Annotated in this window: 12 protein-coding genes; 3 read left to right on the top strand and 9 right to left on the bottom strand. The window is 64.3% G+C overall.

The window, feature by feature from the left end; genetic code table 11:
• Positions 1 to 2 precede the first annotated feature (2 nt).
• From I6F09_RS01190 to I6F09_RS01180, 3 genes are read right to left on the bottom strand one after another with little or no spacing between them, the layout of a single operon-like run.
• Positions 3 to 986, bottom strand: a complete 984-nt coding sequence (locus I6F09_RS01190) for an antibiotic biosynthesis monooxygenase (protein ID WP_225187307.1) — start codon at positions 984 to 986, stop codon at positions 3 to 5.
• A gap of 15 nt (positions 987 to 1001) precedes the next feature.
• Positions 1002 to 2399, bottom strand: coding sequence for a guanine deaminase (guaD, locus tag I6F09_RS01185; protein WP_225187306.1), 1398 nt, complete (start codon positions 2397 to 2399; stop codon positions 1002 to 1004).
• Between the two features lie 15 nt (positions 2400 to 2414).
• Positions 2415 to 3632 (bottom strand): multidrug effflux MFS transporter, encoded by a 1218-nt coding sequence (locus tag I6F09_RS01180; RefSeq protein ID WP_225187305.1) that lies wholly within the window; start codon positions 3630 to 3632, stop codon positions 2415 to 2417.
• Positions 3633 to 4141: 509 nt separating this feature from the next.
• Between I6F09_RS01180 and I6F09_RS01175 the strand changes: the two genes are divergently transcribed.
• Positions 4142 to 4726: a DUF1349 domain-containing protein gene (locus tag I6F09_RS01175; protein ID WP_225187304.1), complete on the top strand. Its 585-nt coding sequence runs from the start codon at positions 4142 to 4144 to the stop codon at positions 4724 to 4726.
• 64 nt (positions 4727 to 4790) lie between these two features.
• On the opposite strand, the gene I6F09_RS01170 is transcribed toward I6F09_RS01175, so the two are convergent.
• Positions 4791 to 5393: a TetR/AcrR family transcriptional regulator gene (locus I6F09_RS01170; protein WP_036001244.1), complete on the bottom strand. Its 603-nt coding sequence runs from the start codon at positions 5391 to 5393 to the stop codon at positions 4791 to 4793.
• A 199-nt stretch (positions 5394 to 5592) separates the two neighbouring features.
• On the opposite strand from I6F09_RS01170, the gene I6F09_RS01165 reads away from it, so the two are divergent.
• Together I6F09_RS01165 and I6F09_RS01160 are read left to right on the top strand one after the other, a co-directional pair.
• Positions 5593 to 6837: an efflux RND transporter periplasmic adaptor subunit gene (locus tag I6F09_RS01165; RefSeq protein ID WP_225187303.1), complete on the top strand. Its 1245-nt coding sequence runs from the start codon at positions 5593 to 5595 to the stop codon at positions 6835 to 6837.
• Between the two features lie 182 nt (positions 6838 to 7019).
• Positions 7020 to 10208: a multidrug efflux RND transporter permease subunit gene (locus tag I6F09_RS01160; protein ID WP_225187302.1), complete on the top strand. Its 3189-nt coding sequence runs from the start codon at positions 7020 to 7022 to the stop codon at positions 10206 to 10208.
• Between the two features lie 36 nt (positions 10209 to 10244).
• On the opposite strand, the gene I6F09_RS01155 is transcribed toward I6F09_RS01160, so the two are convergent.
• The 5 genes from I6F09_RS01155 to I6F09_RS01135 all read right to left on the bottom strand — a co-directional run bounded on the left by I6F09_RS01155 (position 10245) and on the right by I6F09_RS01135 (position 13363).
• Positions 10245 to 10757, bottom strand: a complete 513-nt coding sequence (locus I6F09_RS01155) for a hypothetical protein (RefSeq protein WP_036001249.1) — start codon at positions 10755 to 10757, stop codon at positions 10245 to 10247.
• Positions 10758 to 10843: 86 nt separating this feature from the next.
• Positions 10844 to 11290, bottom strand: a complete 447-nt coding sequence (locus I6F09_RS01150) for a MaoC family dehydratase (RefSeq protein ID WP_036001252.1) — start codon at positions 11288 to 11290, stop codon at positions 10844 to 10846.
• Between the two features lie 484 nt (positions 11291 to 11774).
• Positions 11775 to 12197: a hypothetical protein gene (locus I6F09_RS01145; RefSeq protein WP_036001255.1), complete on the bottom strand. Its 423-nt coding sequence runs from the start codon at positions 12195 to 12197 to the stop codon at positions 11775 to 11777.
• Positions 12198 to 12209: 12 nt separating this feature from the next.
• A complete protein-coding gene (locus tag I6F09_RS01140) occupies positions 12210 to 12431 on the bottom strand; it encodes a hypothetical protein (protein ID WP_007592399.1) in 222 nt (73 codons plus the stop codon).
• Between the two features lie 113 nt (positions 12432 to 12544).
• Positions 12545 to 13363 carry a lytic murein transglycosylase gene (locus I6F09_RS01135; protein ID WP_036001257.1) on the bottom strand — a complete coding sequence of 273 codons (819 nt, stop codon included), beginning with the start codon at positions 13361 to 13363 and terminating at the stop codon, positions 12545 to 12547.
• Positions 13364 to 13366: the final 3 nt, after the last annotated feature.

Raw genomic sequence — 13366 nt, 5'->3', positions numbered from 1 at the left:
TCTCACCGTCCCCAATGCCACGCGAGCAGCAGCGCGTACAGGCCCATCGAGGCGGCATAGAGCACGGCAAGCAGCACGTAGCCGGCGATCTGGCGACCGAGCGTCGCCTTCGGCGTCACCCACCAGTCGAGCGCCTTGAAGGCGGCGGGCACCAGCCACCAGCCGAGCAGCTGCGTGCTGACGAGATTGCCGATGAACAGCGACAGCCAGACCGGCACGCCGTTTCTGTCGATCAGGGGCGCGCTGATGAAATAGCCCCAGAGGTAGACCACGGGATAAAGCACCAGGAGAACGATCAGGTTGCTCTTCCAGATGAAACCGGACCCTTGCTCGGGCGCCGACGTCTTGCCGGCCGGGAACCAGAAGTTGAAGCCATAGCTCGCCCGTTTCACGTTCATACCGGCGTTGAAGCGCGCGCCCTCCTTCAGCAGCGTCTGCCGCAACGGCGAGTCGAGCCAGGCATTGAGATTGGCATCGCTGTCGAAAGACAGGATGATGATCCATTCGTCGTGCAGGCCCGGAATCGGCCGCTCGATCTTGTGCCGCAGAAATCCCTTGAACTCGGCCTCCGCCGCCTGGATGCGCTGCTGCCATTTCAGGAATGGGTCCTCGAGTCCATCAGGGACTTTGAATGAGATGACGGCCGAGACCGCGCTGTCGCGCGGGACGCCGGTGTCGGGCAGGATATGGACGTCCTCCGAACCGACGAAGAAGCGCTGCACCTCCGCGATCAGCCTCGCCCGCACCTCGCTCTGCAGCCAGGCACGTGCCGCAGCGGGGCTCGCGAAACGCAGGATCGTCACCCAGTCCACATGCGCCGGCGGTCGCGGCGGCACCACTTCAAGGCTGAGGAAGCCTGGCCAGGCCTTGAGCACCTCGCCGACCTCACCGTTCCACCGGGCGAACGCAGCAAAGCCGTCGTCGGCGATGCGGCGCTGAATGACGAGAGCGACCGGCTGGCCGGTTGTTTCAGGAGATGCGCTCATTGGCAGCGGTCCGCCTCAGCCTTTCTTGTAGAGCCGCTTGCCCATCACCCAGGTCTCGTCGACGCAGCGATCGTCGCCGACCATCATGATGGCGAACAGCATGCTCGCGGCCTCGTCCATCGTGCGCGGGCCGGCGCCGTCGGCGATCAGCGATTGATGCCACGCTTGCGCGACCTGCCCGCCGTTCGGATCGAGCGCGACGAAATCGGCCTCCTTGCCCGGCTCGAAGTTGCCGAGCTTGTCGTCGATGTAGAGGCCTTCGGCGCCGCCGAGCGTGATCGACCAGAAACCGCGATAGGGCGAGAGCTTGTTGCGCTCGGCTTCCGCGAGGTCCTTGCGCGCGGGATCGATGCTGCCGTCGAGCAGCGTGTTGTTGCACATGCCGACCTTGTAGGCGTCGTCGAGCACGGAGATCATCGAGAAGCGGTTGCCGCCGCCGACATCGGTGCCGAACGACATCTTGACGCGATGCTCGGGATCGGTGGCGCGGCCGAGGCGGAACAGGCCACTGCCGAGGAACAGATTCGAGCACGGGCAGAACACCACCGCCGCGCCCTTCTTCGACATGCGGCGGAACTCGTTGTTGGAGAGATAGACGCCGTGGCCGCCGGAGAATCTCGGACCGACCAGGTCGAACTTCTCGTAGACACCGAGATAATCCTGGCAGTCCGGATGCTCGACCAGCACGCCGCTGCATTCGGCCGGATTCTCGGAGATGTGGGTGTTGACCCAGCAGTCCGGATGCTCGTGCTTGAGACGCTGACACGCTCTCAGCAATTCCGGCGAGGCACCAAAGGCGAAGCGCGGCGTGATGGCGTAGAGATTGCGGCCCTTGTTGTGGTACTGCGCGATCAGCCGCTTGCTGTCGCGATAGAAATTTTCCGGCGTATCGATGAAATCGGCCGGCGCGTTGCGATCGATCCCGGTGAGGCCCGCGATGACGCGCATGTTGCGCCTGCTCGCTTCCTCGAACAACTCCTCGGTCGAAACAGGCGAGGAGCTCGTGAAGGCCTGGCAGGTGGTGGTGCCTGAGGCGAGCAGCGCATCGAGGAAACGCTTCACGCCCTCGCGCGCGTAGTCGCGATCCCGGTATTTGAGCTCTTCCGGGTAGACCCATTTCTGCAGCCACGGCAGGAGCTGCTCACCATAGGCCCCTAACACGCGCGTCTGCGGCAGATGGATGTGGCCGTCGATGAAGCCGGGAACGATGATGCGGTCCTTGATGTGGGTGACCTCGACGCCCGGATGGGCGGCGGCAATCTTGTCATAAGGACCGAACGCCTTGATCACGCCGTCAGTGACGACCATGAGACCATCCTGGTGAAAGCGCGCGGCGGCCGGCTCGTTGCCGACGTGCTTCCAGGGATCGTCGACGAAATCGAAGAACGTGCCGCGAATTCCGACCGTGGTCATGATTTGGTTCCTTATTTAACTATGTGTCGCTTGCCGCGCCGACGGCAGCGAGATCGCGAGCAGCGTCCCCGCAATGGCGCAGAGGCCGAGATAGAGCCATCCGATCGGCGCCTGCGTCGCTTCGGGCAACACCGCCGTGATCGCCATGGCACCGCTCACGGCGAGATAGCAGAGCGCGCTGATGAGGCCGCCAACCAGGCCATGGTCGCGTTCGAACAGGCCAAGCGCCATGCCGTACATCATCGGGCACAGCACGCCGCAGCCGCCGAGCACCAGCGCGCCGCCGATCGTGATCGACGTAAAATCCAGACCTAGGGTCATGCCCGTTACGCTCAGGACCGCAGAGCCGGCGAGGAACAGCGCGAAGGCGCCGAAGCCCAGCATGCGCGCCGGCATGAAGCGTGCGAAATGCGCGCAGCCGAGCTCGCCGGCGAGATTGACCCCGCCAAGCCCGAGTGCGACGAGGCCGTAGATGGCCGCCGAATAGCCAAGACCGGTCTGGTAGAAGAACGGCGCAACGACGCCGAACGCCAGCTGCGCGCTGGCCGCCGCGGCAAAGACCACCACGAAGGCGAGGAAGCCCGGGCGGACCAGCGCATCGCGCAAGATACCGGCAGTGCGGCGCGGATCGAACGGCGCGCGCCGCTCTGCCGGCAATGTTTCGGGCAGAAGAAATGCGACGATCGTGGCGACGATCGCCGCGGCGACGGCAATGACGACGAAGACGCCGCGCCACGAGGTCAGCTCGACGATGAAGCCACCGGCTGCCGGCGCCAGCACCGGCGCAAGGCCCCAGGCGGCACCCAACAAGCCGGAGATCGCGGTGAGCTCGCGGCCGCGGAAACAATCGGCTGCGACCGCATAGGCGACGACGAGACAAGTGCAGCCGCCGATGCCTTGCAGGAAGCGCAAGCCGAGCAGCAGCGAGGCGCTGGTGGCCATCGCACAGGCGATGCTCATCGCGATCAGGACCGACAGGCCTGCGAGCAGCACGTTGCGGCGGCCGAGAGTGTCCGAGGCGATACCGACCGGCACCAGCGCCAGAGACATGCCGAGCATGTAAGCGGTGACGGTGTTCTGCATCGACGCCGCGTCAGCTGCGAGATCCACCACCATCTGCGGCAGGCCCGGCGTATAGGCATCGAGCGGGACCTGGCTGAACGGCACGACGCACAACAGGATCGGCACGATCCCACTCCTGGCGCGACCGGCGTCCGAAGCAAGTGCAGTCATGGCTTACGGCCCCTCGACTCCCGCCGGCTCCGTCTTTTCGTGCGCGCAATGAGACACGATGCAGGCTGCGGATATTGACGCGCGGAACGTGCCAGAACTGTATGTAAAAACTCTTAGGGGTTCCCGTATCGATACGGTTTGCGGCGCTGGATGATCAGGCTCCGGGCACGCTCAAACAAAAATGCGAAAACAACCCCATGCACAGTACGAATCATTGAAGAATTTCGCGCCGCATGGTGCGGGTCCTGCCGGCGAAGGCCGTTTGACACGTCGGGCAGAACAGGCGCAAAGTTGCATGATCGCCGATCGTGAATCCGCAACTCGCGCCGACGCCGTTAACCGGTCGGAAGCCATGGCTGCTATGAAACGTGAGCCGGCCTCGACATCGGCACCACTGTCGATGGCGCGAGGCTCAACTCTATGCACGCGCCCGATCGCAGTTTGCACGAGGCCATGCTTGTCGGGCAGATGGATCGAGCCACGGCAGGCATCGGCAATCGAGGTTGGAAATGACTCTCCTCAGAAGTGACGGCGTGTGGTTGAACGAACCGAAACGATGGACGGCAGAGGACGATCGCCTCCAGGTCGTGACGGACAAAGGCACCGATTTCTGGCGCGAAACCCACTACGGCTTTAATCGTGACAGCGGGCATTTCCTGGGCTTTCCAACCGGCGAGGCATTCACCGCCAGCTTACGTGTACAGGGCGACTTCCAGGCGCTCTACGATCAGGCGGGCATCATGGTGCGCATCGACGCGCGACATTGGGTCAAGGCCGGCATCGAACTGTCGGACGGCCGCGCCATGCTTGCAAGCGTGCTAACCGACGGGCGATCGGACTGGGCAACGGCACCCTATGAGCATGATGCCGGAGACTTCTGGGTCCGCGCAACCGTCGCCGACGGCGTCCTTCGTCTACAAGTCTCGGCCGATGGCAAGACCTGGCCTCTCATGCGGCTAGCGCCGTTTCCGGCAGCAAGCTCCTATCTTGTGGGCCCGATGGCCTGCACGCCCGAGCGGGCGGGACTGGAAGTCGTGTTCTCGAACTTTCGTCTGACACCGCCGCTTGGAAAGGACCTTCACGACCTGAGCTAAGCGGCCTTGCGATCTATCGCGCTCCCGAGCGGGCAGATCGTCGTTCAGCGCAGGCCACTCGTCTCTACCCCCTGGCCGACTGCGCTTCCACCGCCTGCACGGCGACATCAGCGACCTGCCGCAGCGCTTCACGATCGGCGCCTGAAGACGCCATCACGCCCATGCCGACCGCCACCGCCGAGACATAGCGCGCGAGCGCGGCCGGATCGGCGCTCTCCTTGAGATCGCCCTCCGCCTTGGCCCGGACGAAACGGTCGCGGAGCTGGTCCTCGTTCTGGGCGCGGCGGGCGGCGAGCTCGAAGGGGACGTTTTCTGAGCCGGTGCCGCAGGCGATGCCGCCCTGCACGAGCAGGCAGCCGGGCGGATTGGCGGGATCGGTCTGCTTGTCGGCGATGCCCATCAGCATCCGCTCCGCCACCTGGCGAGCGGTGGGCGCTGCGACCACCTCGTCCATCCAGATGTTGCGCAGCGTGGTGTAGCGGTCGAGCGCAGCCTTCAGCAGGCCTTCCTTGTTGCCGAAGCAGGCGTAGAGACTGGGCGGATTGATGCCCATGGCCTCCGTGAGCTGGGCAATGGTCGCGCCCTCATAGCCATGGCGCCAAAACACTTCCATCGCCTGGTCCAACGCCGTTTCGGCGTCGAATTCGCGGGGGCGTCCCATGCCCATGTGCCTGTCTCCTCGGATTCGGCGTGCTGTCTCAGCCTAACGCCGGATCCTATCTATTTGTTCTAGCTTTCTTTTTCTTGTGTCTTCCAATCGTCGCGGTATCGGCGTACAATTTTCTTAGTGATTGGTACATAAGTATCTTGCACTGCGGTATCCAGCTCCACATCTGTAGTGAACACTACATATCTGGAGCGCGCAAATGCATCCCTCCCAAAATACCTCCCGCACCGGCCATTTCCGCCGCCTTCTGGGCGGCGTCGCCATCGTGGGCGCCCTCGCCGCGGCCGGCTCGATCGTGACCGGCCGCTATTTTCATGCGGCGCAAGCGACCGCACCGGCGGCCGCAGCTGAACAAGCCGTTTCCGTCACCGTCGCGATGATCGAGCCGCGGCAGACCGTGCTGTGGGACGATTTCTCCGGCCGGCTCGAGGCGATCAACCGTGTCGAGCTCCGCCCCCGCGTTGCGGGTGCGATCATGTCGGCGAACTTCACCGAGGGCGCGCTGGTGAAGGCCGGCGACGTGCTGTTCAAGATTGATCCCGCCCCCTATGCGGCCGAGGTCGACAAAGCTGCCGCCCAGCTCGAGGCCGCCAAAGCGCGCGTCGTCTTCACCCAAAGCGAGCTCGAGCGTGGCGCACAGCTCGTCGGCAACGCCGTGGTCACCCGGCGGGACTACGACCAGCGCGACAACGCCAATCGCGAAGCGATCGCCAACGTCAAGGCGGCCGAGGCGACGCTGCAGACCGCAAAGCTCAATCTCGACTACACCGAAGTGCGCGCGCCCGTGGATGGCCGCGTCGGCAAGATCGAGGTCACCGTCGGCAATCTCGTCGCCGCCGGCACCGCCTCGCCGGTGCTGACCTCGCTGGTCTCGGTCAATCCGATCTACGCCTCGTTCGATGCGGACGAAGAGGTGGTGCTGCGCGCGCTGAACTCGATCGCCGATGCTTCCGGCCAACGCGGCAAGCTCGACCAGATCCCGGTCGAGATGACGACCTCGGGCGGCTTGTCCGCGAAGGGCAACATCCAGCTCATCGACAACCAGGTCAACGGCCAGAGCGGCACCATCCGTGTCCGCGCGGTGTTCCGCAACGACGATGGGCGTCTTATCCCCGGCCAGTTCGCGCGCGTGCGCATGGGCCAGCCGAAGCAACAGGCGCTGGTGATGATCGACGAGCGCGCGATCGGCACCGACCAGGACAAGAAGTTCGTGATGGCAGTCGGCGACGACAGCCGCGCCGTGTACCGGCCGGTCACGCTCGGCGGCGCGGTCGATGGGCTTCGCATCGTCACCTCGGGCCTGAAGTCCGGCGACCGCATCATCGTCAATGGTCTGCAACGCGTGCGTCCGGGAGCCCTCCTCAAGACGGAGGTGGCGGCGATGGGTGCACGGGGGCCGCAGCAGGCGTCGAACCACAGCAACCAGGACGTGGTGGAGCGTTAATGCACCCCGTCATCCCGGGGCGCGCATCGCGCGAACTACGGTGCGCAATTGCGCACCTGAGAATCTCGAGCGTACGAAACTCCGAACACATCACCTCTGGATTCCGGGTTCGCGCTTCGCGCGCCCCGGAATGACGAGTGGAGGTCTCGGAGAACATCAGGATATTGCCCAGGGGCAAGGCCATGAATCTGTCAAAGTTCTTCATCGATCGTCCGATTTTCGCCGGCGTGCTGTCGGTCCTGATCTTCCTTGCCGGCCTGATCTCGCTGTTCGCGATGCCGATCTCGGAATATCCGGACGTCGTGCCGCCCTCCGTCGTGGTGCGCGCGACCTATCCCGGCGCCAACCCCAAGGTTATCGCGGAGACAGTGGCGACCCCGATCGAGGAGCAGATCAACGGCGTCGAGAACATGCTCTACATGTCGAGCCAGGCGACCACCGACGGCGCGATGACGCTGACGGTGACGTTCCGGCTCGGCACCGATCCCGACAAGGCGACGCAGCTGGTGCAGAACCGCGTGCAGCAGGCCGAGCCGCGCCTGCCGGCCGTGGTGCGCCAGCTCGGCATCATCACCAAGAAGTCCTCGCCCGACCTCACCATGGTGGTGCATCTTTTGTCGCCGAACGGCCGCTACGACATGACGTATTTGCGCAACTATGCCGTGCTCAACGTCAAGGACCGGCTGGCGCGGATCGACGGCGTCGGCGACGTCCAGCTCTATGGCGCCGGCGACTATTCGATGCGGGTCTGGGTCGATCCGCAGAAGGCGGCCGAGCACGGCCTGACCGCAAGCGACATCGTGCGCGCCATCCAGGCGCAGAACGTCGAGGCCGCCGCCGGCGTGGTCGGCTCCTCTCCGAACGTCAAAGGCATCGATCTCCAGCTCTCGGTCAATGCCGAAGGCCGGCTCGCCAACGAGGAGCAGTTCGGCGACATCGTGGTCAAGACCGGCACGCGCGGCGAGGTCGTTCGTCTGCGCGACGTCGCGCGCATCGAGCTCGGCGCGTCCGAATACGGCCTGCGCTCGCTGCTCGACAACAAGCATGCGGTGGCAATCCCGATCTCCCAGGCGCCGGGCTCCAACGCGCTGCAGATCTCCGACAACGTCCGCGCCACCATGGCGGAGATCAAGAAGAACATGCCGGAGGGCGTGTCCTACCAGATCGTCTACGACCCGACTCAGTTCGTTCGCTCCTCGATCGAAGCCGTTATCCACACGCTGTTGGAAGCCATCGCTCTCGTGGTGCTGGTGGTGATCCTGTTCCTCCAGACCTGGCGGGCCTCGATCATCCCCCTGCTGGCCGTGCCGGTGTCGATCGTCGGCACCTTCGCCGTGATGCACGTGTTCGGCTTCTCGATCAACGCGCTCACCCTGTTCGGCCTCGTGCTCGCCATCGGCATTGTCGTCGACGACGCCATCGTCGTGGTCGAGAACGTCGAGCGCAACATCGAGTCCGGGCTGTCGCCGCGCGATGCCACCTATCAGGCCATGCGCGAGGTCTCGGGCCCGATCATCGCGATCGCGCTGGTGCTGATCGCGGTGTTCGTGCCGCTCGCCTTCATCTCCGGCCTCACGGGACAGTTCTACAAGCAGTTCGCGCTGACGATCGCGATCTCGACGGTGATCTCGGCCATCAATTCGTTGACGCTGTCTCCGGCATTGTCGGCGCTGCTGCTCAAGGGCCACAACGAGCCGAAGGACCGGCTGACGCTGATCATGGAGAAGAGCCTCGGCTGGTTCTTCCGCGGCTTCAACAAGGCGTTTACGCGGTCCTCGGAGAACTACAGCGGCAGCGTCGGCAAGGTGATCTCGCGTAAGTCCGCGATGATGGGTCTTTATGTGGTCCTCGTCGGTCTCACCGCATTTCTGTTCCAGCAGGTGCCGAGCGGCTTCGTGCCGGGCCAAGACAAACAGTACCTCGTCGGCTTTGCCCGCCTGCCCGATGGCGCCACGCTCGACCGCAGCGAAGAGGTGATCCGCAGGATGAGCGACATCGCGCTGACCCAGCCCGGTGTCGAGAGCTCGGTGGCCTTCCCGGGCCTGTCGATCTCCGGCTTCACCAACTCATCCAATGCCGGCATCGTGTTCTCGACGCTGAAGCCGTTCGACGAGCGCAAGGATCCCTCGCTCAGCGGCCCTGCGATCGCGGCCGAGCTGAACAAGAAATATGCCGGCATCCAGGAAGCCTTCATCGCCATGTTCCCGCCGCCGCCGGTCAACGGCCTCGGCACCATCGGCGGCTTCAAGCTGCAGATCGAGGACCGCGCCGGTCTCGGCTATGACGCCCTGAATGAGGCCACCAACGCCTTCATGGCGGCGATGCAGAAGGCGCCGGAGATCGCCGGCGTGTTCTCCAGCTTCCAGGTCAACGTGCCGCAGCTGTTCGCCGACATCGACCGCACCAAGGCGCTGCAGCTGGGCGTGCCCGTGACCGAGGTGTTCAACACGCTGCAAATCTACCTCGGCTCCTACTACGTCAACGACTTCAACAAGTTCGGCCGCACCTATTCCGTCCGAGTCCAGGCCGACGCACCGTTCCGCGCCCGCGCCGACGACATCAGACAGTTGAAGGTGCGCTCGTCGTCCGGCGACATGGTGCCATTGTCGGCGCTGCTCAACATCCGCCAGAGCGCGGGGCCGGAGCGCGCGATCCGCTACAACGGCTTCCTGTCGTCCGACATCAACGCGGCGGCTGCGCCGGGCTTTTCATCGGGCCAGGCGCAGGAAGCGGCGACGCGGATCGCGGCGGAGGTGCTGCCGCCGGGCTTTGCCTTCGAATGGACCGACCTGACCTATCAGGAGTTCATCGCCGGCAATTCCGGCATCTGGGTGTTTCCGCTGGCGATCCTGCTGGTGTTCCTGGTGCTGGCCGCGCTCTATGAGAGCCTGACCCTGCCGCTATCGATCATCATGATCGTGCCGATGGGCTTGCTCGCCGCGATGTTCGGCGTCTGGATCTCCAAGGGGGACAACAACGTCTTCACCCAGATCGGCCTCATCGTGCTGGTCGGCCTCTCCGCCAAGAACGCGATCCTGATCGTCGAATTCGCGCGCGAGCTCGAATTCGCCGGGCGCACGCCGATCCGGGCTGCGATCGAAGCCAGCCGCTTGCGGCTACGCCCGATCCTGATGACGTCGATGGCGTTCATCATGGGCGTGCTGCCGCTGGTGCTCTCGACCGGCGCGGGCTCGGAGATGCGGCGCGCCATGGGCGTTGCCGTGTTCTCGGGCATGATCGGCGTCACCGTGTTCGGCCTGTTCCTGACGCCGGTGTTCTATGTGCTGCTTAGAACCGTCACCGGCATGAAGCCGCTGGTTCATCACGGCAGCGACATCAGCGCAGCGCCGGTCCAGGGGCCTGCCGAGTGAACAGCGTCCCGCCGCGGCACGCCCCCGGCGGGACCATCATTTCCGGTTCTCCTCGCAGAATTTCAGCGCCGCCAGCGCCTCGCCGGCCCGCGGGATCTGCATCTCGATGCTGTCATCGTCGTCGTCCTCGAAGTCCAGCGTGAGGCGCTTGGCCTTCGCGAGGCGGTCCATGATCGACTGGTCGTATGCGAAGATGCCGCGCACCGTCGTCTTGTCCATGACCTCCCACTTGGCCTTCTTCATGATGTCGGCATCGTCGGTGCCGACATCGGCCCGGAGGATCTCACCGGCCTTGTCCCATTCCCAACCGTCATAGATCATCACGATCACGATCGCCTGCTCGGAATAGGTGATCACGATGACGTAGTCGCGGTTCTCGTCATCCTTGTCCTTGTAGCCGCGGCTGGCATTGCAATGGGTGTCCTGCGCCCGCTTCTCGATGGTCCAGTCGCCGACTTTGGATTGTTGCGCAAGCGCGGGCCTCGAGCTCGAGGCGGTTGCGCTCAAGACGCAAGCGAGAATTCCGGCGGCAAGAAGAGATCGTTTCATGTCGGCCTCCAGCGCGTTCCCCGCGCCGAGATGACCACCTCTCCCGGCGGCTCGCAAGAGGGCGAGGCGAACGGCCGGCGGCCGTCCTATCCCCGCCGCGGCACGATCGCGATCGGAGTGAAGGTGTAAACCTCCTCGCCGTTCTGGTTGAACATGGTCCATTTCACCAGCGCGATGCCTTGCGGCTTCGATTTCGACGGCGTCAGGCTCATGACCTCGCCGACCAGATGCAGGCGGTCGTTGGGCCGCACCGGCATGGTCCAGCGCAGGCCGTCCACCCCGGCGCCGATCAGCGGATGCGGGCCGAACGGACGGGTCTGGATCGCAAGGTTCATCGCGATCGCGGCGGTGTGCCATCCCGAGGCGGCAAGCCCCTTGAACAGGGTCTGCTTCGCCGCCTCGTGGTCGAGATGCATCGGCTGCGGATCGAACTCGGCGGCAAAGCGCTTGATGTCGGCCTCGGTGACCACGACTTCGGGGGATTTGAACTGCATTCCGATGGTGAGATCGTCGAACCACTCGACCTGCGCCATGATTTTGCCTCGCAAAATGACGTGCCGCTCCCGAAGAGACGGCTCAAAATCGACTGAGCCATGAGGGATATAGCGGGCCCGCAGCGCACAAACCAGCGCAAGGTTCCTGACGAAACCCCTTTCCCGATGCGACGAAACACGCCTGAAACAGATGGCCGCTTAAGTAGTTGTCAAAATAAATACAGGGACGGCCACCATGCAGTTCATCCTCGACCTGATCTACGAATATTCGTGCTGCCAGAATCTCGTTGCCCAGCCGCTGCGGGAGGACGAGCTATGATCGAGCTGATCTCAGCCCTGCTCGCGCTGTGCAGCATCGGCGTCTTCGCGGCGCATGCGTTCGACGCTTACCGCACTACGCATTCCTGACCGTTCTGACGCTAAAGCGCGATGCGATTAGGATGAATCGTCATCGCGCTTTAGGTTGTTGTTTGAGCATGATCTTTTTGGAAAACCGCTCCGCACTTTTCCTCTGGATCATGCTCTAGAAAGGTCGCCGGTAGAAGTGCTCGGAATGCGTCGCCGGCGGAAACCGGTTGGCGAGCGCAAGCGCCCCTCTCTCGTCCGTCTCGAGCGCGATCTTCTGCGCCAACATCACATCGCCCGGTACCAGGAAGCCTGACGGGACGAAGCACCACCCCATCGTCGCGCGCCCCTCACTATCGACCTCGTGGACGTTGGCGGCTGTGCCGTAGTGGATGCGATAGGTCCGGCCGGTGTCGCAACCGACGACGTCGAAATACCGAAACTGCTCGAATTGAGCGCGCTGCGCCGGTGACAGCCATTCGGCCAGAAGCCGGCGGCCGCGCGCATCCGGCGTGTTCTCGCCGAAGAAGCGGCGATAGAGTTCACGCAGCGCATGCAGGCGCGCACGCGCCGGCGCGCGGAGCCAAACTGCCGCGATCATGAGCAGCTCAGATCAACCGCCGACCAGGCGGGGGTAGAACAGCGTTTCCTGCGCGGTCGGATCGAACGATCGGATCCGGGTCACTTCGCCGGGTCCGGTTCGAAGCGCGGCGGTGAAGCCCGCTCCGGTCAGCTCACGAAAGCGCCGTTCGGCTCGCGCCAGCGCCTCGGCGTTGCCAGGATCAAACTCGTGGCGCGTATCGCCAGTTTGGTCCATCACGATCTGGGTAGCCATGTTGAGTCTCCTCATGCCCAGCCCTGAACTTGATCAAAGCAAACCTCGTGCCGTCGGTTCCAGAAGGCAACAACTTTCTCTCGCCGTCGCATCACACGTCGCTGAGCAAGAGCTCAGCGTGAGGCCGCAGCACTCCCGCCCTCGTCGATCTGCCGGCCCATCAGCGCGATCGCCTTTTGATAGACACCAGCGGCATTCCAAGCCTCGATGGCAGCGAAATTGGGCTCGCCCGGCTGGTATCCGGCTCCCGCACGCCAACCATGGGCTTTGAGGAAATTCGCGGTCGAGTTCAGCGCATTGGCCGCAACTTCGAGATTGCCGGTGCCGTAGGCCAGAATGCTCTTGGGCATGAACTGGGTCTGGCCGACCTCGCCATGCATGGAGCCGCGGGTCGATCCCGACAGCGTACCGCGGTCGATCAGCTTCAGGGCGGCATAGAGCTGGTCGGTGAAGAATTCGGGACGGCGGCAGTCATAGGCGAGGGTCGCAATCGACGACAGCATGTTCTGGTTGCCGCGCTGGCTGCCGAAGCCGGTCTCCATGCCCCAGATCGCGATCAGCGGCCCGGGCGGGACGCCATAGCGCTGCTCGATCGAGGCGAACAAGGCGGCCTGCGACTGCTTGAGCTGCCGGCCCTTGGCGACGATGGTGGTGGCGCCGCGCTTGGCCAAGAACTGGTCCAGCGTCAGCGAGAAGCTGCGCTGGCCGCGGTCGGCCGCGATCGTGGCGCTGGCATAGTTCGTTTGCATCAGCGCCGACAGTGCGGTGGGGCCGATGCCCTTGCCCTGCGCCTCCGCGCTGAACTCGCGCTTCCAGGCCTCGAAGCCGGCCGGCGAGCTGCCGCATTGCGCGGCCTCGGCGGAGGATGCCAGGCAACCGAGCAGCGTCATTGCGCCAAGAACCGCTCCCGCAACAGCCCTGCCCCTGATCATGCC

It is taken from the genome of Bradyrhizobium sp. IC3195, from assembly GCF_020193585.1.
In the GTDB taxonomy this organism is placed as follows: domain Bacteria; phylum Pseudomonadota; class Alphaproteobacteria; order Rhizobiales; family Xanthobacteraceae; genus Bradyrhizobium; species Bradyrhizobium yuanmingense.
The sequence above is the reverse complement of the archived record's forward strand: the minus strand, read 5'-3'. Positions and strand labels throughout refer to the sequence as shown.

Bases quoted from the DNA above. Each gene is read 5' to 3' on its own strand.
- I6F09_RS01190 (WP_225187307.1), bottom strand. From the start codon at position 986: ATGAGCGCATCTCCTGAAACAACCGGCCAGCCGGTCGCTCTCGTCATT.
- guaD (WP_225187306.1), bottom strand. From the start codon at position 2,399: ATGACCACGGTCGGAATTCGCGGCACGTTCTTCGATTTCGTCGACGAT.
- I6F09_RS01180 (WP_225187305.1), bottom strand. From the start codon at position 3,632: ATGACTGCACTTGCTTCGGACGCCGGTCGCGCCAGGAGTGGGATCGTG.
- I6F09_RS01175 (WP_225187304.1), top strand. From the start codon at position 4,142: ATGACTCTCCTCAGAAGTGACGGCGTGTGGTTGAACGAACCGAAACGA.
- I6F09_RS01170 (WP_036001244.1), bottom strand. From the start codon at position 5,393: ATGGGCATGGGACGCCCCCGCGAATTCGACGCCGAAACGGCGTTGGAC.
- I6F09_RS01165 (WP_225187303.1), top strand. From the start codon at position 5,593: ATGCATCCCTCCCAAAATACCTCCCGCACCGGCCATTTCCGCCGCCTT.
- I6F09_RS01160 (WP_225187302.1), top strand. From the start codon at position 7,020: ATGAATCTGTCAAAGTTCTTCATCGATCGTCCGATTTTCGCCGGCGTG.
- I6F09_RS01155 (WP_036001249.1), bottom strand. From the start codon at position 10,757: ATGAAACGATCTCTTCTTGCCGCCGGAATTCTCGCTTGCGTCTTGAGC.
- I6F09_RS01150 (WP_036001252.1), bottom strand. From the start codon at position 11,290: ATGGCGCAGGTCGAGTGGTTCGACGATCTCACCATCGGAATGCAGTTC.
- I6F09_RS01145 (WP_036001255.1), bottom strand. From the start codon at position 12,197: ATGATCGCGGCAGTTTGGCTCCGCGCGCCGGCGCGTGCGCGCCTGCAT.
- I6F09_RS01140 (WP_007592399.1), bottom strand. From the start codon at position 12,431: ATGGCTACCCAGATCGTGATGGACCAAACTGGCGATACGCGCCACGAG.
- I6F09_RS01135 (WP_036001257.1), bottom strand. From the start codon at position 13,363: ATGATCAGGGGCAGGGCTGTTGCGGGAGCGGTTCTTGGCGCAATGACG.